The organism is Chitinophaga sp. SVR4-12A, from assembly GCF_056754765.1.
This window is the reverse complement of sequence record NZ_JBPGWP010000002.1, coordinates 465892-487808: the sequence shown is the minus strand read 5'-3', so window position 1 is coordinate 487808 and position 21917 is coordinate 465892. Positions and strand designations below refer to the sequence as shown.

The following is a 21917-nucleotide window of genomic DNA, read 5'->3' as shown; positions in this document are numbered from 1 at the left end:
TATCACAGGTTGTAATACTTCCGGATCATCCGCTCGTAGGACCGCTCCGGCAGGTATTTCTTCAGGATCACGGATAATTTTTCGATCGGCTTGCCCATACGGTAATAGCGTTTTACATACCTGCTGTTGATGATCTTTTCAATAAGGGGAGGGAATATACCGGGGGATGATCCATGATCGATGCTGGCGTCTATCGCTGCATATCCTCTTTCAAAACTGTCTTTATACGGCGAGCCTTCCGGCAGCCTTGTTTTTATACGGTGCGCATTGATCCCGGTATGTACGGCGCCGGGCTGCAGGCAACAGGCCTGTATACCATAGGCGGCCACCTCCAGGCGCAAGGCTTCTGTAAAGCGGTCTACCGCTGCTTTGCTGCCGCTGTAGATGCCCCTGAAAGGCAATCCCATTTCAGATCCGATGGAGCTGATGTTGATGATGAGCCCCTGACCGGCTTTGCGCATGTGCGGCAATACGGCCTGGCAGGTGCGTACAACACCGAATACATTGGTATCAAAGATCTGCTGTACATCGGCCAATGCCAGGTGCTCGGTGACGCCTGCAATACTCAGGCCTGCGTTGTTGATCAGCACATCTATACGGGATTCCTGCTGCAGCACGGTATTTACCGCCTGCTGCACACTGGCTCCGCTGCCAACATCCATTTGCAGGGCGGTAAAAGACTGCGTCCCGGCCTGTATGTTCCGGGACGCACCGTATACTTTGTATCCTTTTCCTGATAAATAATTACCGATGGCAGCGCCTAAGCCTGCAGACGCGCCGGTAATGAGTACTACCTTTGACATGGAAAATCAGCTATTGGCTGTTAGCTATTGGCTGTTAGCAAATGACTGTCAGCTAAAAGCTAACGGCTGGCAACTAACAACCGTTGGTTATAATTATCATAGGTGGCCACCAGGTCTCTGAACAGTTCAGACAGCCGTTCCCACCTGCCTTCTTCTATCAGCTTCTGGGGGAACAGCTGGCTGCCTAGGCCCACTCCGGCGGCGCCTGCCTTCATGAACTCTGTCAGGTTATCCAGGTTGATACCACCTGTAGGCAGCAGTTTCAGGTAATTCATCGGCGCCAGGATCTCTTTTATATACGAGGCGCCCAGTTTAGTAGCGGGGAACACCTTGACCATAGTAGCGCCCAGGTGCCAGGCTTTATATATTTCCGTGGGAGAATAAGCACCCGGGAAGACGGGGATCTGCTGTTGCACGCAGGCCTTAATCACATCTTCCTGCAGGATGGGCGTGACGATGAACTGCGCACCGGCATCCAGCGCCTTGTCCAGGTCTTCTAGGGTGCATACCGTCCCCGCCCCGATATTCAGCTTCCCATCAAAATCCTGTGCCAGGCGGGTAATGGTGGTAAGGGCCTCGTCTGAGTTCATGGTCACTTCCAGGTTAGTGAGCCCGGCATCCGCATAATAGCGGGCCAGTATGGGTACGGTCAGCGGCGGCACATTGCGTAATATGCCTACGATGGGTATCCTGTCGAATAGTTCACGTGAGAATTTACTAGGCATGGTGTTGTACTGTTAGGTGATTGAATATAGAATACTGTCCTCTGATTACGGCTTCTTCGACCCATTGTGCCGGTAAAACGGTGCTGCGTTGCATCAGTCCCAGTACGTCTAACGCTGTTGCATACTGTTTTTCCAGGTGCGCGCCACCGCACAGGTAAATATGCCCGCCGGCTGCTGTTAATGATTGCAGCTCTGCGCCAATGAGCAGGCCACTGAGATAGTCCAGGTTTTCTGTTTTCGTAAGCCGGCCAAACAACTGGTTGGTTCTTACCCCGAAAGCAGTGTGCAGCAGGTTGCCGGTAGCACCGGCGGCAATGCCGTCTTTAAAGCTGCTGTTCAGCGCGGGCTGTGAAGCTGCTTCGGGCGCTGCTACTGCATCCTTTAAAATGCTGTGCCGCCGTAGCAGGTCAAACAGCTCACCGGTCATAAAGGTCTGGAAGTCTTTCACTTCTCCGTTCTTTACCTGTATATGTTTGGAATGGGTGCCGGGAAAAATAAAGGTGCCCTCCGTAGCTGCGTTGGCGTTACCTGCAATACATCCGATCAGCTGGGTCTCTTCTCCCCTCATTACATCGTCTGCGCTGCGTATACCGGAGATCAGGAGCACGTCATGAGGCAGGTAGGCATTGGCAGGCTCCAGGTGGGTCAGCACACCGCGGCCGTCTGTGGCAAAAGGCAGACTGCCATAGGGCAGTTCCATCATACCAATGGAGGAGGAAGCCATGCCTGAGATGATCAGCGGAATACCTCCCGGTAAGCGACCGGCCTGCTGCTCAATGCTTTGGAGAGCGGCTTTGATCTTGTCCAGGTAAAAATGCCAGCGTTGGAGGGGGCCCTGCAGGCCGGCGCTTTGCCAGGCCTGCCAGGTGGCGGCAATACCACTGCCGGCGCGTTCGGCCGCAATGGTGGTCAGCGTAGGGGCTTGTACCAGTCTTAACCGGAAGGAGGAAGTGCCCCAATCGCAGCTCAGGAATTTGTCCATGCCTTTAATTTAGGAATTTTTACTTATTTTTCCGCCGCCAACTCTATATCGCATGTCCCTAAACTTTAAGGCAATCCCCAGCGTTGCTTTTACCTATGTTGTACTTTTTGTGACCCTCTTACTGAGCGTTTCTGCCCGGGCGCAGCTAAAAGCCGATTTTAGCCCCAGTAAGCCAAGCGATTGCGAAAGCCTGATCACTAAATTCAATGATAATTCCACCGGTAATCCTGTTTCCTGGCAATGGAACCTGGGTAACGGCGCCAGCTCTACGCAGCAAAGCCCCAGTGCTTCCTATACAGCGCCGGGCACCTATAAGGTGACGCTGACAGTGAAGGATGCCGCAGGCAACAGCAGCTCCATGGAAAAGAGCGTTACCGTTTGGGACAAGCCAAAGCCTGATTTCACCGCTAGTCCGGCCAAAGGCTGTATACCCTTTGACGTTACTTTTACGGACAAGTCAAACCCGGTGAATGGTACTATCAGCACCTACACCTGGGATTTCGGGGATGGCGCTACCGGTTCGGGCGCCAATCCGGTGCATACTTACAACAATGTTCTGTCGCCAACTGTTACGCTGACCGTCACAAACAGTAACGGCTGCACGGCGTCAAAATCGCTCAGCAATATAGTGGATGCGTCAGCCTCACTGAATGCCAATTTCAATGTATCTGACCAATATCTTTGTAAGGCTCCCGGTGCGGTAACCATTACCAATACCTCCACGGGTCCCGGCAACCTTACCTATAAATGGGATTTTGGCGATGGCAGTACTGCCGCCGGCGCTGCTCCCGCTGCCCATACCTATACCAAAGGAGGCGTTTACCAGGTTAAGCTGACCCTTACCAGTGATAAAGGATGTACTGCTACCAAGACTTCCGCAGATATCAATGTGGCTAACTTTAAATCAGATTTCCAGTTGCCGGCCAGCATTTGTGCAGACGTTTCCAACACGCGGTTCAATGCAACCAACGATCCAAAGGCCAACAGCGTTACCTGGAGCACAGATTTGGGTTACATCTATCCCTATGGTGAATCTGTTTATTTCGATCCTTCCGGCCCGGGGACCGCAAAAGTGACTATGATCGCTAATTACGGCACTTGCCAGGAGACAGTTACCAAGGATTTCGTGGTGAAACCTGTACCACAGGCAAGATTTGTGAGCGACCGGCAATTTGCCTGCGACGTGCCGGTCACCGTAAAGCTGACAGACCAATCAACGGGCGCCACCAGCTGGAGCTGGAGCTTTGGCAACGGGCAATCCTCCACGCAGCAAAACCCTTCCGTCACTTACAACAGCCTGGGGAATTACCTGGTAAACCTCACTGCCAGCAATAGTGTTGGTTGCTCCAGCTCCTGGAGCAGCTATGTAAATGTTCAAAAACCATCTGTTGGTATCTTCACCTCAGGCCCCAGTACCGGCTGTGAAGGACTCACTACCAGTTTTTACGCCGATATTACCGGTGGCGACGTTATTGCCGGCTATGAATGGGACTTTGGCGACGGTAGCCCCGCTTCAGCAGCAGCCACGCCTTCGCATACCTACAACAAGGCAGGTGAATTCCGTGTAACCCTTAACTATACAACAGCCAATGGTTGTAAGGGGACGCAGATGCTCTATTCCGTCCAGGTATATAAAAAGCCGGCTCCTGATTTCTCATCACCGGAAGCACCCCAGGTCTGCGGCAACAACTGGGTACATTTCAACGGCATTACAGATGTGGGCTCCTACTGGAGCTGGGATTTCGGCGATGGCGCTACTGATTATGCCAGTACACAAAGTACGGCGCATAGCTACCGGGAGCCAGGGACCTATACGGTGACATTGACCGTTTCAAATGGCCTTGCCTGTGCTACAACAATCACCAAAACAGCATACATCAAAGCGGTGGAACCTTTTCCGCGCTTTAGCGTGCAGCCTGTCGACTGTGAGCACCGTACAGAGATCGGCTTTGATGAAAACTCGCTGGGCGCCATCAGCAGCTGGAAATGGAACTGGGGAGACGGAAAGGAAGATACCTACACTACAAAAACAAGCCCTGTCAAACATAAATATGACAGAACAGGTATGTACCTGGTAAAGCTGACGGTCACAGATGGGACCTGTACCAGTACAGACTCGGTGAACATTAATGTGTACGCACCATCGCCCATCACGATCAGCACAGACAAAACAAGCCTGTGCAGCAACGAAACACTCAAAGCCAGCATCATTTCTATCGACAAAACACTATATAATTCGTACAACTACTGGTTCTCTTCAGACGGCACCTCCGGCAGCTGGTATTATTACAGTTATGAGAACGCTACGTTTACAAACCTGCGCCCGGGGAAAGACACCATCCGCTTTGTAGGCTATAACCCACTGGGCTGTACGGACAGCAGTAATACGGCAATTGTAGACGTAGATGGACCGATCGCTAAATTCCTTTCCCCGGATGTACTGGAATGCCGGGGCACGGAACTGACCTTTACTGACCAGACCGATGTTACCTATGGAAAGCCTATCAAGAGCTGGTCCTGGGATTTTGGCGACGGCAGTGGCGCCAAAGTGCTTACTGCGCCGCCTTTCAAACACACGTATAACAAATCAGGTTATTTCAATCCTTCGTTGATGGTTACGGATGAAGACGGCTGTACCAGCTCAATTATGGGTAGCTATATACAGGTAAACGGCCCGAACGCTGACTTTATGCCCAGCGCAACACTAATACCGCCGGGTGGTGATGTGTGGTTCTATAACTATACCACGGAAACAGGCGGCTATCCTACCTTCGAATGGGACTTCGGGGATAATACCACTTCTACGGATTACAATCCCTACAAGAACTATCCTGACAAAGGTGTGTACACGGTGAAGCTGCTCGTAAAAGATGATCTTGGCTGTACAGACAGCGCCAAAAAAGAGATCAAGGTATCCAGCGTAAGCGCGGGTTTTACGGTCACTACCTCCTTCGTGAATAACAGCGGCTGTCCGCCCGTGATCGCCCGCTTTACGAATACCTCTGTTAATTACTCCAGTGTTTATTGGGATTTTGGGGATGGCAGCTTTGCCACCATTCCTAATCCTTCGCACACTTACACCTACGCAGGCAGATATAAAGTGAAGCTGAAAGTAGTAGGCGATGCCGATACCGAGGATGAGTATGAACAGGAAGTAGAAGTAAAAGGGCCTTTTGCCGCTATTGCTACCTCCTCCAAGGGTGGCTGTCTTACTAAAGAGATCGAGTTTCAGGTGTCTGCATTAAACGCGGTTAACTTTGCCTGGGATTTTACGGATGGTAATGTGATGGAGACGACAGATTCCACCATCAAACATACTTTCAAAGATCCAGGTATTTACAAACCGCGCCTCATTCTTTCCGACTCGGCCGGTTGTAAAGGCACTGCCTTCCTGGACAGCGCGATCGTTATAGACAAACTGGATATTCAAATGGCCACTGACCCGGTATACGTGTGCGATGCAGGCTGGGTTACTTTCGCGCCGAAGTTCAACAGCTATTCCATTGACGAGCTGCACTATGAAGCGAAGTATAAATGGACCTATGAAGCGGGCGTACCGGCAGAAAATGATACCAGCGCCACTCCCCGTTTTTACCTGGATAAAATACAGGCATATAATTTCACCCTCACCACCACTACCGCTGTCGGCTGTACGCAAACCGTGAGCAAAACGGTGCATGTGTATCCTAAACCGGAGCTCACGATCAATGGGCCTTTGCAGGCCTGCCAGGATGCGCCGGTAAGCTTCAGCGGAACGGCAAACAAAGTGAGTGAGGTCAGCTGGAAATGGGATTTTGGCAATGGCCAGACAGGTAATGTACAAGCGCCTGCAGACCAAACATACAGCAAAACCGGCCCATCCGAAGTAATGCTCACTGTTATCAGCACGGATGGCTGTAGTGATACAGCGCGTCATCCTATCAATATCCTGCCTAAGCCGGTCATTAACGCGGCTGCCACACCGGAAGTAATATGCCTGGGCAACAGTACTACATTGAGCGCAGGCGGCGGTACCATTTACCAATGGTCGCCTGAGCAGGACCTGAGTGATCCGCAGGTGGCCGGTCCGCTGGCATCTCCCAAAGTAAATACCACTTACACCGTAAGCGTAACAGACGCTAACGGCTGTAATAATACAGATGAAGTGAGTATCCATGTAGTGCAGCCGTTCACCATACAGGCCACACCGGATACCGTTATCTGCCTGGGCCATGTGCTGCCTTTACGCGTATGGGGCGCTGATCATTATGTATGGCAGGGGCCTGGCCTGGATAATGCGGGCAGTCAGTTCCCGCACGCCACCATCAAAGAATTGGGCAACTTTACCTACCAGGTAACGGGTTATGACGCCGAGGGATGCTTTACACATGATACCTCCCTGGTGGTAGGCGTCCGCCCCTCGCCCACTGTGAATGCAGGTCCTGACCAGGCCTCCATGGCCGGAGTGCCGCTGACGCTGAGCGGCCGTGGCAGCCCGGATGTTATCAAATGGAGCTGGACGCCGCCGGAGTATTTAGATTGTGCCCAATGTGCCACCACTGCTGCCCTGCCTAACCTCTCCACCAATTATAAAGTGGAAGTAGAGAACAGCTACGGCTGTAAGGCGACGGACGAAGTGCTGGTAAAAGTAACCTGCGACAAAGGCGCCGTGTTCTTCCCTACTGCCTTTACACCTAACAAAGACGGCAGGAATGAATGGTTCTATCCCAAAGGGCGTGGCATCAAAGAAGTGTCGTGGATGCGCATTTTTGACAGGTGGGGCAGCCTGGTATTTGAAAGATCGCATTTCCAGATCAATAATGCCCGGGCAGGCTGGGATGGCACCTGGAAGAACCAGATAGCGCCGATGGGCACTTATGTATATGCACTGGAAACAGTGTGCGAGGATGGTACTACCTTCCTGTTCAGGGGCACTGTTACGGTGATTAAGTAATATTAATTATGTATTTTGGTATATCTACCAAAATCAAAAACCAATGAAGACACATCAGCTTGTACTGTTATTCCTGGTGGCCCCTATGCTCGCAATAGCGCAGGTAAAAGACCTGGACCAGCGTATAGCCGGCGTTAAAGATTCCGTTATTGCCTGGAGAAGGCAGCTGCATCAGCACCCCGAGCTTTCCAACCGGGAATATCATACGGCCGCTTACGTGGCTGCACACCTGAAAAAACTGGGACTGGAAGTGCAGACAGGTGTTGGCAAAACCGGCGTAGTAGCCATTCTGAAAGGCGGCAAGCCCGGCCCGGTAGTTGCCTTGCGCGCTGATATGGACGCCTTGCCGGTATACGAAAGAGCACAGCTTCCTTTTAAATCAATTGATTCTGCTGAATACCTCGGGCAAAAAGTACCGGTAATGCATGCCTGCGGGCACGATAGCCATGTGGCCATCCTGCTGGGCACTGCCGAAGTGCTGAGTGCCAGTAAGAAAGAGGTGCCCGGCACGGTGAAGTTCATCTTCCAGCCAGCAGAGGAAGGTCCTCCCGGCACAGAAGAAGGCGGTGCACCGCTGATGATCAAAGAAGGCGTGATGGATAACCCGAAAGTAGACGCCATCTTCGGCCTGCATATCAATTCCCAGACGCCTATCGGTAAAATAAAGTTCAAGTCAGGCGCGGAAATGGCTTCCAGTGACTGGTTCACCGTCAAAGTAAAAGGCAAACAATCGCATGGTTCACAGCCCTGGAGCGGTATAGACCCGGTGGTAATAGCCACACAGATCATCCAGGGATTCCAGACCATTGTGAGCAGGCAAATGGAATTGACCAAGGCACCTGTGGTGATCACGGTAGGCAAGATCAATGCGGGCGTGCGTCCCAATATCATACCGGAAGAACTGATCATGGAAGGCACCATCCGTACGCTTGACAGCAAGATGCAGCAGCAGGTACATGAGCGCATGAAGACCACTGCGGCGAAAATTGCCGAAGCGTCCGGCGCTACTGCTGAAGTAAGCATTGATACCAAAACGAAAGTAACTTATAACGATCCTGCTTTGGTGAAGCTAATGACGCCTGCTATTGAGGCAGCTGCAGGAAAAGAAAATGTGTCTGAAACTGAATGGACCACCGGTGCAGAAGATTTCTCTTTCTTTGGCGATAAAGCGCCTGCCTTTTTCTTTTTCCTGGGCGGCATGCCGGCAGGACAAGACCCTGCAAAAGCGCCTGCCCATCATACCCCGGATTTCTTTATAGATGATTCAAAGCTGGATGTAGGGGTGAAAGTATTTTGTCAGCTGGTGTTTGATTATGCGAAGCTGAAGAAGGGATGAGGTTAGTGTTATTGCGTATTCTTCATCCCCGTCATTGCGAGGAGCTGTAAGGGCTAAAGCGCGGGGCGACGAAGCAATCTTTTAATACAATATTTGTGAAGATTATATTGGGAATTGTGTTAAAAGATTGCTTCGTCGCGCCACCCTCGTTGCCCCACCGCTTCTCGCAATGACGGGACGGGAGACCGTTATATCGTTTATTTTGCAGCCGCAGCCGGTTCTTTCACCGCCTGTCTTGCCAGCAGTTTCCACTCGCCGCCTTCTTTCAGCCACACCAGCAGCACTTTCAGGTGCACAGTGCCGGTTTTGCCGTTATCATTCGTGTCTGCATCCAGGGTATGACGTACGATGGCAGTATTACCGGCTACGGTAATGGTCTGTTCCGAGAGATTTAATGTAACAAAGTCTGATTTTCCGCTGGCCAGCGCTTCTACAAAAGCGGCTTTATCTTCCAGTTTACCGCCGGAATGGCCGTAACTGAGGCGGCTGTCGGCAATTTTCTCAAGAGCGGCTTTATCTCCGTCTACCATGGCTTTGCGCAAGGTTTCTACAGCCTGGCCAACAGCTTTTTCATCTTTGGATTGTGCGGAGGCAATGTGCATCATGGCACAGCAAACGAGGAATAATAAAGGGCGTTTCATTATTAGATATTTGATTGGCTTAAAAATAAGGAATAATATCAACGTTTCTCCCTTGCCGTTATATACCCATTAAAAATAATCGGCTGCCGGTTATTACTCAGCACCTGCAGCGACCCATAGCCATCTTCCGAGATCATCAGCGACATCTGCCGCACATCGCCTGCATCTTTGGGTTTGATCACAATGTTCCAGCCGCCTTTACGTTTATCACTGATAGTATACTCAAAATCTTTTGACTTAAACTGGATACCTCCTTTGGAAGGGTCCAGGGGCGCAGTATAAGCCCGGCCAAAATAAGGCAGGTAGCTGATGATGGAATCTTTCGCTACCTTCACGTCGTAGTCAGAAGTAAGTTGCCGGGTGCGGCCGCCCATGGGTAACATCGTCTGCGCTTTGAATACATATGAGCGGGCGTCTACCAGTTCCTTTATTTCCGTTTTTTTATCCTGTGCAAGAATGGTGGTGGTGCCGGCGAGGCCAATCACCAGGCATAGCATTCCGTTCAATAACTGCTTCATAACACTGTTCATTTTTAATAAATTTACACCAAGTATCCTATATTATGCGTTTAGCCATCTACTGTATCATCGCCCTGCTGTTCTGCCATACCGCCCAATCACAGCAAACAGACTCCATAAAATATGCCAACGGTTATCTTTACTATCATATATACGGCAACGGCACGCCGGTTATTGTATTAACCGGCGGACCGGGTAATTCCTACCTGCAGCAGGAAGAAGTTGCCATCGAATTGGGCAAAACCTATAAAGCCATCCTCTTCGAGCAACGAGGCACCGGCCGTTCCATCCCCAGCCCCTTCGATTCCACTACCATTAACCTGCAGGCAGCCATTGAAGATGTAGAGCGGCTGCAGGACCACCTCCAGATCAAACAGGCGCTTATTTACGGGCATTCCTGGGGCGCTATGCTGGCCATGTGCTATGCGGCCACGCATCCGGAAAAAGTGAAAGCGCTGGTGTTGGTAGCGCCGGGTTATTACAAGATATCGCAGGAGCTTTTCGCCGTCCATATGGCCAACGTTCGGGCAAGGCTGGGCATGGCCGAGCTGCGGCAAATGGATACTCTGACAGGGAAAGTTAAACCGACCGCAGACGAACTGGCTGCCTACGACCGTCTGAACCGCTATGGCTACATTTACAATAAATACAAGATAGACAGCCTCTTACCAAAGATCAACGCAGCCCCCGCCAATGCGACCATGCGGGAGCTGATGATCAAAGACCTTTTCCGCACCGACTATGACCTTACCAAACGGCCGGCATTAAGCCGCTATAAAGGGCCTATCGAGGTGATCTCTGGCCGCCAGGATGCGCTCGCATTTTACACTTACGAGCTGAAAATCATACACCCTTCCATGCAGCTGCACTGGATCCAGGAATCGGGTCATTTCCCGATGTTTGAACAGCCGAAAGCGTTTTATGATACGCTGTCGCAGGTATTAAAAAAATTGTAACATATTAAGGATTGGAAGTTTGAGGCTTGAGGTTTGAGGTTTGAAGTTCGTTAAAGGTTGCAGGTTCAAGGCGGTTACAAGCCTGGAACTTGTAACGTCCAACTAACCTCAAACTTCAGACCTCAAACCTTTTAGCTTTTATTTAACAGTCCTCGTGCAACTATTAGCCTCCCGGCTGCTCATTATCCACGCGTCTGCCGTAAATTTGTGGAGTAAATATTAACCCGCTGCTCTAATCGTAAATTCTTGCATTATGGACAAGCAACAGCTACGCGACGCGTATAAATTATACTGGCTGGAAAACGGCAAGCCGCCTGTTTCCGTGTATGCCTTCTGTAAGATTGTGAACATACCGGAACAATCTTTTTATGAAAGCTACAGCTCCTTCGAGTCCCTGGAAAAAGATATCTGGCTGGCGATTTTTGAAGACACCATTAACCAGCTGAAAGCAGATGAAACTTACCTGCATTATTCTGCACAGGAGAAATTGCTGGCCTTCTACTTCCTGTGGGTACAAAAGCTGAAGACAGACCGCAGCTACATCCTCATCCAGAAAGAAAAATTCGGTTTCCCGGTATTGCACCAGGGACAGCTGGACAGCTTCCGGAAGGCCTTTTACTCTTATGCGGAAGAACTGATCAAGGAAGGTTACCAAACCAGGGAGATCAAGGAACGTAAATATATTTCTGATCAGTATAAGCACGGCTTCTGGTTGCAGGCGCTCTTTGTGCTCAAATACTGGATCAGTGACACCAGTGATAAATTTGAAATGACTGATGCCGCCATTGAAAAAGCAGTGCATCTCAGTTTTCAGCTGATCAGCGCCAACTCTATAGATGGCCTCCTGGATTTCGGCAAATTCATGTTCACAGGAAAATAATAATAGCTTGGCTATGAAGGAACAATCGAACATCCCTACCGGCAAGGTAGAGAGGGCAGGACGTTTTATTACCACAGGGCTTAAAGTAGGCACCAATTATCTCAAACACTACACCCGCAAGCTGATGGACCCATCCATCAGCAAAGATGAACTGCATGCAGACAATGCTGAAGATATTTACGATACCCTGAGCCAGCTGAAAGGCAGCGCCCTGAAAGTAGCGCAGATGTTAAGCATGGATAAAGGCATGCTGCCCAAAGCATATACAGACATGTTCTCCATGTCGCAATACAGCGCTCCTCCCCTTTCTGGTCCGCTGGTAGTGAACACCTTCCTTAAAACATTGGGTAAATCTCCCACCCAGCTGTACGACCAGTTTGATATGAAGGCAGCTAATGCCGCCTCTATCGGACAGGTGCACAAAGCCTCGAAATGGGGCAAGCAGCTGGCCATCAAAATACAATATCCCGGAGTGGCCAACAGCGTTAAATCAGACCTGCGGATCGTCAAACCTTTTGCCGTTCGCATCGTAGGGATGAATGAGGTGGATATGGATAAATACTTCCAGGAGATAGAAACCAAGCTGCTGGAAGAAACGGATTACAAACTGGAGCTGAACCGCTCCATGGAACTGTCTGCCCTTTGCGCGCATATTCCCAACCTGGTGTTCCCGGGCTATTACCCCGAGCTTTCTTCCGAAAGAGTGATCACCATGGACTGGCTGGAAGGCTTTCACCTGAAAGAGTTCCTGCAACGCAATCCCTCGCAGGAAGCACGTAACGCCATCGGCCAGGCATTGTGGGACTTCTACGATTTCCAGATGCATCAATTGAAAAAAGTACATGCAGACCCGCACCCCGGTAATTTCCTGATGCGGGACGACGGTACCGTAGGCATTTTCGATTTCGGCTGTATCAAAGAGATACCAGCAGACTTTTACCAGAACTACTTTATGCTGGTAGATAAAGAGATCCTGAAAGATGATGCCAAACGCATAGAGATCTATATGAACCTGGAGATGATCCATCCTACGGACACGGAAAAAGAGCTCAGCTTCTATTCGGGCTTGTTCCAGCAGATGATAGACTTGTTGACCCTGCCATTTACACTGGAGCGTTTTAACTTCGGCAACGAAGCCTACTTCCAGGAAATATACGCCTATATGGATTACCTGTATAACCTCAAAGAGATACGGGATTCTAAAGTAGCGAGAGGATCACGCCATTCATTATATGTGAACCGCACGTATTTCGGATTGTATTCCATCCTCAGTGAGCTGAAAGCGGATATATTTACCGGCATGGGCCGTTCACAGGTGCTGATGAGCGCCTCATAAGCAGGATGGCCCAAGCTGGTTAAGTTTTTGCTGCTATGCAGTAGGTAAACCGGCTGTTATGCGGGAAAGAAAAGCTTATATGCAAGACCAGTTCTGGCTTCGTCTCGATAATGCGGCCAAGATCTATCCGGCTGTCCGGACAAGGGAATTGACGTCTGTATTCAGGCTAAGCGTCATCTTAAAGGAAGGTCTGCAGGAAGGACCGTTCAGGAAGGCAGTACAGTCGATTGAAGAACGGTTCCCCTATTACAAAGTGAAGCTGAAAGCCGGTTTCTTCTGGTATTACCTGGCACACCACGAAGCACCCATGACCGTAGAGCCTGATGGAGGCACGCCATGCCGGTCATTCGGTAAAGACGATCTGATGTTCAGGATACTTGCCGGTGAAAATTCCATCAGCGTGGAGTTCTCACATATTCTTACCGATGCCGGCGGCGCATTTGAATTTCTGAAGTCCCTCCTATTCCTCTATTTTTCATATTCCGGAATTCCGGTCCCTGCATCATTAGCCTTCATTCGCCCCGGAGAAACACCTGCTGAAGAAGAATATGAAGATGCCTATAGCCGTTATTTCAGGAAAACGGTATCGCCGCGCGCGACCCTGCAAGCTGCATTCCATTTGCCCTTTCCTTTAAAAAGACCGCCTGGCCTCGAAGTGCTTACAATGGAGCTGCCCGCCGACGATGTATTGAAACGGGCAAAAACATATGGTGTGAGTCTTACGGAATACCTTACTTCGATTTATCTGTTTTCATTGCAGGAAATTTTTGAAGCGCTGCCCCCCTTAAGGAAACGCGTCAGCAATAAGATATTCCGGATAGAAGTGCCGGTTAACCTAAGGAAGATTTATCCCACCATTTCCATGCGAAATTTTTCGCTATATGTACTGCCTGAAATTGACCTGCGCCTGGGTCACTACACCTTTGAGGAGATTGTGAAAACAGTATACCATCTGATGCGGCTGGAAACAGATGAAAAGCTGATCGCTAAAATGCTTTCCCGCAACGTAGGCGGAGAACGGAATCCTTTTGTAAGGCCTATCCCCTTGTTCATTAAGAAATTTATATTTTCCACCTTTTACTCTTTTGGAACAAGCCGTTACAGCGGTGTGGTCACTAATCTGGGAAAGCAGATTTTCCTCCGGAGATTAACCGGCACATTGACCATTTTATATTCATACCGCCACCTCCCAGTAAGACGATAAAAGTGAATTGCGGCGTTATCGGGTTTGATAATAAGCTGCTGCTTAGCTTTGCCAACATTACCACATCGGAGGATGTAGAACAACAATTCCTGAAATTTTTAAATAAGGAAGGAATACCGGTCAGGATCAAAAAATACAGCGACCAAAAAATACGGAAAGCCTTAGGAACAGCGGTTATCCGTATGGAGAAACCTAACCCGCGCAGTGTGAATTTATCCTTTCAGGACCTGATCCGTAAGTTTAAGCGAATATTCCATACCTAAGACTTCCGTTCTTCAGCAAGCAATCTTCTTAAGACCGCCGGATACGTTTTGCCTTTATTGGTGCCCTGTCCCAGTACAAAAGCGCCAAAAGTGATACTATCTCCAAAACAGATGATCTTATTATAAGACTTTCCCTCTTCTTTTAAAAAACAGAATATGCTTTCAGCAATTACATGATACCCCCTGCGCGTTGGATGCACGCCATCTTTCACGCCGGTATTTTTCTCATTCCTGATCAGGCTGGAGCCTTCTCTGCTGGGGGAGTTATATGAACTGAATACGTGGTTGATGTCCAGGTACATGCAATGCTGTTCTATAGCTGTTCGCCAGATAATCCCATTCACTGAGTCAATTTTCTTATTAGGGCAAACGGAATAACTATCCCTTCCATACCTGTCAAACAGGTAGCCGGTATCTGCATAGGGAACCGAGAGCAGCAGCACGTCAGCGCCGTTTTTCCTGATACGGTCCACCAGCAGATTCAATTTATCACTGTACACCGAATAGGACAGCATTTTAGATGGGTTTACCATGTCGTTTGTCCCTATCATTATTATTACAAGGGAAGGCTGATTGCTCAAAACAGCCCTTTCCAGCCTTTTCTGCAAATTGTTAACGTTATTTCCCGGGATACCTTTGTTCAGTACATAATAACCTTTGCCATCACCTGTGTTATCAAATAAAATGAATGACAGGACTGATAATAAGATAAATTTTACGCCGGAAATAATATAAGGCATTGGCTTTAACCCTTCTACTGGGTTAAAACAAATGTAACCTTTATTATTTTAAAGCCGGCATAACAGTCGCTGTTATGGGATCGAACCCTGCAATACCATAGAAATGCAGTCTACCACATCCTGCATTACAGCGTATGTTGTTGTACTGTTCAATTATACGCTCCTTTTCGTAAATTAAAGTATGAAAACAACCGGATTCTTCTGTTTGTGTTTCTGTTTATTCAGCTCGCTGTATGCCCGGCAATCACTTGTGCTGCGTGATGTGACCCTTATTGATATGACCGGCGCACCACCCAGGCCTGGCTGTACAGTAATGATCAGCGGCAACCGGATAACAGCTGTTGGCCCGGCATCTACCGTTAATATTCCTTCACAGGCAACCATCATTAACGCAAAAGGAAAATACCTGGTACCTGGTTTTTGGGATGCGCATGTGCATTTATCAAAGGCCGGCGAACAATCTTTAGCGCTCTTCATCGCCAACGGCGTTACCAGCGTAAGAGATATGGGTGGAGATATTGTGCCGGTATTACAATGGCGCAAAGAAATAGCAGGCGGTAGCCGCATAGGGCCCAGGATCAAAACCGCAGGGCCGATGATGGAAACAGCAAAAAATGTGGAGAGGATGAAAAAGGAAGGTACGGTGGAGCCCGTGTCACGCACGCGTGCTGCAGTTGCCGATGCCGCAGCTGCTGCTCATGTGGTTGATTCTATCACATCACTGGGCGCTGATTTCCTGAAAATACGCACAGTAAAAGATGATACTACTTACCTCGCTATAGCAGCTGCCGCGCGGCAAAAAGGGCTTATACTGACCGGGCATGCAGTAGCTGGTCCGCAGCTGATCCTGCAAGCCGGTCAGCGTAGTGTTGAACATTTTTTTTATCCGCCTCCGGAAAAACGGGACTCTCAACGTATCCGGCTCTTTCGTAAAATGGCAGCCAATGAAGTTTTTATAGTCCCCACCTTAGCCAGCATAGAAAGCCAATTCATTCCTTTAAAGCAGGCAGTTGCTATAATAAATGATAGTACGGGAAGAATTGAGCCACGCAGGCAGTATATATCAGCTTATCTTATTGAAGACTGGAAAGAACAGGTAGCTGAGCGCAAATTATACCCTTTTGACTGGAACAAGCTGGCGCCACTCATCCTGCAGGACCTACAGGACATGCATGCCGCGGGCATGCCTTTCATGGCGGGCACCGACCTGGCTATTGCTTTTGTATATCCCGGCTTCAGCCTGCACGACGAGTTACAGCTTTTGGTGAAAAAGCTTGGCCTCACACCGATGGAGGTTCTTGCTGCAGCTACGACCCAGCCTGCACGCTTCTTTCATATGCAGGATAGCCTGGGCACCATCGAGGCTGGTAAAATAGCGGATATGATATTACTGGATGCCAATCCACTGGAAAATATCAGCAATACACGGAGGATCAATGCCGTTATCCTGAATGGGAAATTTTTCTCTCATGCGCAATTACAACAGCTGTTAAAAGCAAAGCTGTAATAAACAGTGCCCTTATTCGCTCTTCAAACTATCCACAGGGTTGGCCACCGCCGCCCTGATCGACTGAAAGCTGATCGTTGCCAGGGCGATGATCACCACCAGCGCACCTGCTGCCGCAAAGATCCACCAGCTGATGGTGGTCTGATACGCAAAATCCTGCAACCATTTGTTCATGCCCCACCAGGCTACCGGACAAGCCAGCAGTAAGGCGATCACTACAAGTTTCACAAAATCCTTTGAGATCAGGGCTGTCACCTGTGCTACAGAAGCGCCCAGCACCTTACGGATGCTGATCTCTTTACTACGTTGTTCCGCCATATAAGCGGAGAGGGCAAAAAGCCCCAGGCAGGCCACGATAATAGCCAGTACGGCAAAACTGGTAAAGATCCTGCCGGTACGCTGCACATCATCATACATGGCTGTAAAACGCTCATCCAGGAAAGTATAGCGGAAAGGCTGATGTGGGCTGATGTTCTTCCATACGCCGGTGATGGCGGCGATGGTCTTACGCATGTCTGCAGTCTTCAATTTGACGGAAATGATGGTGGGGCTGTTGCCCAACACCATGCAAAGCGGTACAATACGGCTCCGCATGCTTTCGAAGTTGAAGTCTTTTACAACACCAACAATCTCACGCGGGGGCCCACCATTGGTCAAACGCTTCCCTACCACATTCTTCTCCCCGGGGAACAGTTTAGCTGCCATGGTCTGGTTGATAATAGCGGCCTGGGAATCCGTGGGCATATCCTTTGAAAAATTGCGGCCGGCTACGATCTGCATGCCCATGGTCTCGATATAGTCCAGGTCTATGTTCCAGAACTGGCCATCCACTGAGTTCTCCTCTGTTGTTTTGCCCTCTTTCCAGAAAGGATTGCCATTTCGTTTTGTTCCGGACACCGGCAGGTAATCACTGATAGCAACATGCTCCACCTGCGGCAGCTGCAGAAGCTCCTGTTTCAGAACACCTACCTGCTTGCCCAGGGTATTGGCGCCCTGCATCATCAGCACCTGGTCTTTTTCAAACCCCAGCTCCCTGTTAAGGATAAACTGCATTTGACGGTAAATAACAAATGTACCGATGATCAGGATAATAGAAGTAGTGAACTGGAACACCACCAGGGTACTTCTCAGGTTGGAATTTTTAGCGCCCCTGCTTACTTTGCCTTTCAATACCGCAATTGGCTGAAAGGAAGAAAGATAAAATGCAGGATAAAGCCCCGCCACTATACCAATTATAAATGCTGAGATAATAAACAATGGCGCCAGCCACCAGGCTGTCCAGGGCATAGACAAGGATTTGCCGGACAGGGTATTGAAATATGGCAACAGCAACCAGGCCACTACTATAGCGATCGCGAAAGAAAGAAAACTATACAGGAGTGATTCCGACAGGAATTGTTTCACCAGGTCGCTTCTATAGGAGCCGATGGCTTTTTTCAAGCCTACTTCTTTTGCCCGGTTGGCTGACCTTGCAGTAGCCAGATTGATAAAGTTGATACATGCGATCACGAGGATAAACAAAGCGATAGCGCCAAACAGCCACATGAAGATCATCCCGTTTTTTCCACCATCAATTCCACCGGACCTCAGGTGAATATCCTTCACAGGTTGCGAAATGATCTTTAACTGCAAAGATTTCCCCACCTTTTCTACTATCTTATTGCCGGCCCGCTTCAATGCGGGTACATAGTATTTGTAAACGACAACATTTAACAGCTTTGCATTAAAGCGCTCCATATCACTTCCGGGCCGTGGCATTACATAAGTATCATAGTTGCTGGACAGCCATTCCGTTTGCTCAGTGGGCCAAAACTCCACTCCCTTCAGCGTAAGCAGGAAATCATACCGAAAATGGCTGTTATCCGGAAAATTCTCCATCACGCCGCCGATGCGGTATGGCCTTTTAAGGTCGTCGTTCAGGATCAATACCTTCCCCACAGGATCCTCGTTAGGAAAATATTTATCAGCTTTCCTTTTAGATATAACGATTGTATTAGGCTCGTTCAATGCATGTTCCCGGTCTCCATATACCATCGGTATGCTGAACATTTGCAGCAGTTCAGGATCTGCATAGGTAAATCCTTCCTCAAAAGTATTCTCTGCTTTATCTGCCCGCCGCAGCTGGTTACTACCTGCCCCGTTGAACAAGGAGTTTGGCATAACACGGGCCACAAGCTCCATTTCAGGGAACTCGTCTTTTATCGCCTTACCAAACGGTGCAGGCCAGGAGGTACCTTTCTCTGTCACGCCTTCATCTGTCATCTCTCCTACCATCCTGTAAATGCGGCTTGCATTTGGATAGTAACTGTCATAGCTCAGCTCGTGTCTGATATATAAAGCGATCAGTAAACAGGCCGCAATACTCAGTGCAAAGCCACCTATCTTAATAGCTGCATACATTTTCTGTTTGGACAGTTGCCGGAAGGCAATCTTGAGATAATTCTTCAGCATGATATAGATTTGGGTAAGCGTGTTATTTTTTACTCTCCTCGCAAACTATCTACGGGATTGGCCACGGCCGCCCGGATGGATTGGAAACTGATCGTTACCAGGGCGATGATCACCACCAGTATGCCCGCTACTGCAAAGATCCACCAGCTGATGGTGGTTTGATAGGCAAAATCCTGCAGCCATTTGTTCATGCCCCACCAGGCAATGGGTGAGGCCAGCAATACGGCGATCACTACCAGCCTGATAAAGTCTTTTGATATCAGGGCAGTGACCTGTGCCACAGAGGCGCCCAGCACCTTACGAATGCTGATCTCTTTACTACGTTGTTCCGCCATGTAGGCAGACAATGCGAAGAGGCCCAGACAAGCTACGATGATCGCTAACACGGCAAAGCTGGTGAAGATGATACTGGTGCGGCGTACATCATCATACATTGCAGCAAAGCGTTGATCCAGGAAAGTATAACGGAAAGGCTGATGTGGGGCAATGCTCTTCCACACGCTGCTGACAGCAGCAATTGATTTTTGCATGTCCGCTGTTTTCAGCTTGACGGAAACAATGGTAGGACTGTTGCCCAGCACCATAGACACAGGTTTGATGGTATTGCGCATGGTTTCAAAATTGAAATCCTTCACCACGCCTATTACTTCGTATGTAGTGTAACTATTGGAAATCCGCTTCCCTACGACCTCTTTTTCGCCCGGGAAAACCTTGGCTGCCATTGCCTGGTTAATGATAGTGGCCTGCGAATCGGTAGACATGCTCTTTGAAAAATTCCGGCCGGCCACCAGGTGCATTCCCATTGTTTGGATGTAGTCATGATCTACCGTCCAAACCTGGCCTGGCACTTCCAGCTCTTCTTTTTCTTTTCCGGCTTTCGAGAAGCCGTTCCCATTTCGTTTGGTGCCGTCTACCGGTAAAAAGTCGCTCACCGACACCTGCTGCACCTGCGGCAGCTGCAGCAGCTCCTGCTTGAAGGTCTTCACCTGCTGGCCCAGGGCGCCGGCGCCTTCGATCATGAGCACCTGTTCTTTTTCAAAACCCAGCTCTCTGTGCAGGATAAACTGCATCTGGCGGTTAATGACGATGGTGCCAATGATCAGGATAACAGAAGCGGTGAACTGGAAAACCACCAGGGTGCTTCTTAGATTGGAATTTCTGGACCCCATGCTTAACTGCCCTTTCAGTACCGCTATGGGCTGGAAGGAAGAAAGATAGCATGCCGGGTATAAACCCGCCACGATGCCTATTACAAATGCGCTGCCGATGAACAGCGGCGCCAGCCACCAGGCTGTCCATGGAATAGACAAGGGCTTCGCTGATAAGGTACTGAAATAAGGTAACAGCAACCAGGCCATCAGCATGCCGATGGCAAAGGAAAGGAAACTATAGAGCAGTGATTCTGCCAGGAACTGATTTACAAGATCGATGCGGTAAGAGCCGATCGCTTTCTTCAGGCCCACTTCTCTTGCACGGCTGGCCGATCTTGCGGTGGAAAGATTAATAAAATTAATGCAGGCAATGACCAGGATGAAAGCAGCGATAGCACCGAAGAGCCAGATAAAACGGATATCGCCATGCGGCCTGTCTTCATCCACATCATAAGAGTGCAGATGGATGTCTTTTAATGGCTGCGCAAAGAGATTTACTTTGATGGACTTCCCGATCTCATCCACTTCCTTTGCACCTGCCTGCTTTAACACGGGGATCCAGTACTTATGAAGAATAACATCGAGCACCTTCTTATTAAATTGATCAATATTTACGCCGCGCCGCAGGCGCACATAAGTCTCGTAATTACTGGCCAGCCAGGCAGATTGCTCGCCCGGCCACAGCTCAGTACCTTTCTGCGAGATCAGGAAATCATATTTTAAATGGGTATTGGCGGGGAAATCTTCCATCACACCGCCTACCCGGAAAGGTTTGCTAAGATCATCATTGAGGATGAGCACCTTGCCTACCGGGTTCTCATGCGGGAAATATTTATCTGCTTTTCTTTTAGAGATCACAATGGTATTGGGCCCATCCAATGCATGCGCATGATCTCCGTATACCATCGGTATATCAAATATCTCCAGCAGTTCGGGATCTGCAAAAGTGAATCCCTCTTCATAGGTATTTTCCACTTTATCGGCCCGTCTCAGCTGCCTGGGACCTGCTACCAGCTGGCTGGGATTGATGCGTGCTGTCATTTCTACTTCCGGGAACTCATCCCTTAAGGCCTTTGCAAAAGGCGCAGGCCAGGAAAGGTTCTTGGGCTGCGTAACACCGTTATCAGTCCGCTCTCCCACCATCCTGTAAATGCGGTCTGCATCCGGATAGGACCTGTCGTAACTCAGCTCGTACCTGATATATAAAGCGATCAGCAAACAGGCGGCAATACTTAATGCAAAGCCGCCTATCTTGATAGCAGCATACATTTTCTGCCTGGACAGTTGCCGGATGGCAATCTTGAAATAATTCTTCAGCATGAGTCAGATTGAGTTACCGTGTTGATACAAAGGTGATGCCCGGCGATGGCGCATTGAAAATCAGCTATTTAAAATATTATATTGTCCGTTTTTGAGAGTGGCGTGTCCGCTTCCGGACAATAACGCACTTTAACGTTGCCTTAAACTTTGCTGCTTTAATTTAGTTAAACA

Annotated in this window: 15 protein-coding genes; 7 read left to right on the top strand and 8 right to left on the bottom strand. The window is 49.3% G+C overall.

The window, feature by feature from the left end; all coding sequences use genetic code 11:
• Positions 1 to 2: 2 nt before the first annotated feature.
• Genes ACR9Y8_RS28410 through ACR9Y8_RS28400 form a run of 3 tightly spaced genes read right to left on the bottom strand, consistent with a single transcriptional unit; the run spans position 3 to position 2510 of the window.
• The gene (locus tag ACR9Y8_RS28410) at positions 3 to 803 is read right to left on the bottom strand and encodes an SDR family oxidoreductase (RefSeq protein WP_481216684.1); all 801 of its coding nucleotides are present in this window, start codon (positions 801 to 803) and stop codon (positions 3 to 5) included.
• Between the two features lie 59 nt (positions 804 to 862).
• Positions 863 to 1528 (bottom strand): bifunctional 4-hydroxy-2-oxoglutarate aldolase/2-dehydro-3-deoxy-phosphogluconate aldolase, encoded by a 666-nt coding sequence (locus ACR9Y8_RS28405; RefSeq protein WP_481216683.1) that lies wholly within the window; start codon positions 1526 to 1528, stop codon positions 863 to 865.
• Positions 1521 to 2510 (bottom strand): 2-dehydro-3-deoxygalactonokinase, encoded by a 990-nt coding sequence (locus ACR9Y8_RS28400; protein WP_481216682.1) that lies wholly within the window; start codon positions 2508 to 2510, stop codon positions 1521 to 1523. Before ACR9Y8_RS28400 ends, ACR9Y8_RS28405 begins: the two co-directional genes overlap by 8 nt.
• A 52-nt stretch (positions 2511 to 2562) precedes the next feature.
• Here ACR9Y8_RS28400 and ACR9Y8_RS28395 point away from each other — a divergent pair, with 52 nt between their 5' ends.
• Positions 2563 to 7443: a PKD domain-containing protein gene (locus ACR9Y8_RS28395; RefSeq protein WP_481216681.1), complete on the top strand. Its 4881-nt coding sequence runs from the start codon at positions 2563 to 2565 to the stop codon at positions 7441 to 7443.
• Positions 7444 to 7486: 43 nt separating this feature from the next.
• Positions 7487 to 8779 carry an amidohydrolase gene (locus tag ACR9Y8_RS28390; protein ID WP_481216680.1) on the top strand — a complete coding sequence of 431 codons (1293 nt, stop codon included), beginning with the start codon at positions 7487 to 7489 and terminating at the stop codon, positions 8777 to 8779.
• A gap of 197 nt (positions 8780 to 8976) precedes the next feature.
• Here the strand turns inward: ACR9Y8_RS28390 and ACR9Y8_RS28385 are convergent, their stop codons facing one another.
• On the bottom strand, positions 8977 to 9420 hold the full coding sequence (locus ACR9Y8_RS28385; protein ID WP_481216679.1) for a nuclear transport factor 2 family protein: 444 nt from the start codon (positions 9418 to 9420) through the stop codon (positions 8977 to 8979).
• A 38-nt stretch (positions 9421 to 9458) separates the two neighbouring features.
• On the bottom strand, positions 9459 to 9938 hold the full coding sequence (locus ACR9Y8_RS28380) for a DUF4251 domain-containing protein (protein ID WP_481216678.1): 480 nt from the start codon (positions 9936 to 9938) through the stop codon (positions 9459 to 9461).
• Positions 9939 to 9982: 44 nt separating this feature from the next.
• On the opposite strand from ACR9Y8_RS28380, the gene ACR9Y8_RS28375 reads away from it, so the two are divergent.
• From ACR9Y8_RS28375 to ACR9Y8_RS28360, 4 genes are all read left to right on the top strand, one after another.
• Positions 9983 to 10894, top strand: a complete 912-nt coding sequence (locus ACR9Y8_RS28375) for an alpha/beta fold hydrolase (protein WP_481216677.1) — start codon at positions 9983 to 9985, stop codon at positions 10892 to 10894.
• A 253-nt stretch (positions 10895 to 11147) separates the two neighbouring features.
• Positions 11148 to 11774: a TetR family transcriptional regulator C-terminal domain-containing protein gene (locus ACR9Y8_RS28370; RefSeq protein ID WP_481216676.1), complete on the top strand. Its 627-nt coding sequence runs from the start codon at positions 11148 to 11150 to the stop codon at positions 11772 to 11774.
• 13 nt (positions 11775 to 11787) lie between these two features.
• Complete coding sequence (locus ACR9Y8_RS28365; protein ID WP_481216675.1) at positions 11788 to 13110, top strand: ABC1 kinase family protein; 1323 nt, start codon at positions 11788 to 11790, stop codon at positions 13108 to 13110.
• Between the two features lie 58 nt (positions 13111 to 13168).
• Entirely contained in the window at positions 13169 to 14314 is a 1146-nt protein-coding gene (locus tag ACR9Y8_RS28360; RefSeq protein WP_481216674.1) for a hypothetical protein, read from the top strand.
• A 259-nt stretch (positions 14315 to 14573) separates the two neighbouring features.
• On the opposite strand, the gene ACR9Y8_RS28355 is transcribed toward ACR9Y8_RS28360, so the two are convergent.
• Positions 14574 to 15317 (bottom strand): SGNH/GDSL hydrolase family protein, encoded by a 744-nt coding sequence (locus ACR9Y8_RS28355; protein WP_481216673.1) that lies wholly within the window; start codon positions 15315 to 15317, stop codon positions 14574 to 14576.
• A 181-nt stretch (positions 15318 to 15498) separates the two neighbouring features.
• Between ACR9Y8_RS28355 and ACR9Y8_RS28350 the strand changes: the two genes are divergently transcribed.
• Positions 15499 to 16824, top strand: a complete 1326-nt coding sequence (locus ACR9Y8_RS28350; RefSeq protein WP_481216672.1) for an amidohydrolase family protein — start codon at positions 15499 to 15501, stop codon at positions 16822 to 16824.
• Positions 16825 to 16836: 12 nt separating this feature from the next.
• Here the strand turns inward: ACR9Y8_RS28350 and ACR9Y8_RS28345 are convergent, their stop codons facing one another.
• Positions 16837 to 19275, bottom strand: a complete 2439-nt coding sequence (locus ACR9Y8_RS28345; protein WP_481216671.1) for an ABC transporter permease — start codon at positions 19273 to 19275, stop codon at positions 16837 to 16839.
• Between the two features lie 29 nt (positions 19276 to 19304).
• Positions 19305 to 21746, bottom strand: coding sequence for an ABC transporter permease (locus tag ACR9Y8_RS28340; protein ID WP_481216670.1), 2442 nt, complete (start codon positions 21744 to 21746; stop codon positions 19305 to 19307).
• Between the last annotated feature and the right edge of the window lie 171 nt (positions 21747 to 21917).

Bases quoted from the DNA above. Each gene is read 5' to 3' on its own strand.
- ACR9Y8_RS28410 (WP_481216684.1), bottom strand. From the start codon at position 803: ATGTCAAAGGTAGTACTCATTACCGGCGCGTCTGCAGGCTTAGGCGCT.
- ACR9Y8_RS28405 (WP_481216683.1), bottom strand. From the start codon at position 1,528: ATGCCTAGTAAATTCTCACGTGAACTATTCGACAGGATACCCATCGTA.
- ACR9Y8_RS28400 (WP_481216682.1), bottom strand. From the start codon at position 2,510: ATGGACAAATTCCTGAGCTGCGATTGGGGCACTTCCTCCTTCCGGTTA.
- ACR9Y8_RS28395 (WP_481216681.1), top strand. From the start codon at position 2,563: ATGTCCCTAAACTTTAAGGCAATCCCCAGCGTTGCTTTTACCTATGTT.
- ACR9Y8_RS28390 (WP_481216680.1), top strand. From the start codon at position 7,487: ATGAAGACACATCAGCTTGTACTGTTATTCCTGGTGGCCCCTATGCTC.
- ACR9Y8_RS28385 (WP_481216679.1), bottom strand. From the start codon at position 9,420: ATGAAACGCCCTTTATTATTCCTCGTTTGCTGTGCCATGATGCACATT.
- ACR9Y8_RS28380 (WP_481216678.1), bottom strand. From the start codon at position 9,938: ATGAAGCAGTTATTGAACGGAATGCTATGCCTGGTGATTGGCCTCGCC.
- ACR9Y8_RS28375 (WP_481216677.1), top strand. From the start codon at position 9,983: ATGCGTTTAGCCATCTACTGTATCATCGCCCTGCTGTTCTGCCATACC.
- ACR9Y8_RS28370 (WP_481216676.1), top strand. From the start codon at position 11,148: ATGGACAAGCAACAGCTACGCGACGCGTATAAATTATACTGGCTGGAA.
- ACR9Y8_RS28365 (WP_481216675.1), top strand. From the start codon at position 11,788: ATGAAGGAACAATCGAACATCCCTACCGGCAAGGTAGAGAGGGCAGGA.
- ACR9Y8_RS28360 (WP_481216674.1), top strand. From the start codon at position 13,169: ATGCGGGAAAGAAAAGCTTATATGCAAGACCAGTTCTGGCTTCGTCTC.
- ACR9Y8_RS28355 (WP_481216673.1), bottom strand. From the start codon at position 15,317: ATGCCTTATATTATTTCCGGCGTAAAATTTATCTTATTATCAGTCCTG.
- ACR9Y8_RS28350 (WP_481216672.1), top strand. From the start codon at position 15,499: ATGAAAACAACCGGATTCTTCTGTTTGTGTTTCTGTTTATTCAGCTCG.
- ACR9Y8_RS28345 (WP_481216671.1), bottom strand. From the start codon at position 19,275: ATGCTGAAGAATTATCTCAAGATTGCCTTCCGGCAACTGTCCAAACAG.
- ACR9Y8_RS28340 (WP_481216670.1), bottom strand. From the start codon at position 21,746: ATGCTGAAGAATTATTTCAAGATTGCCATCCGGCAACTGTCCAGGCAG.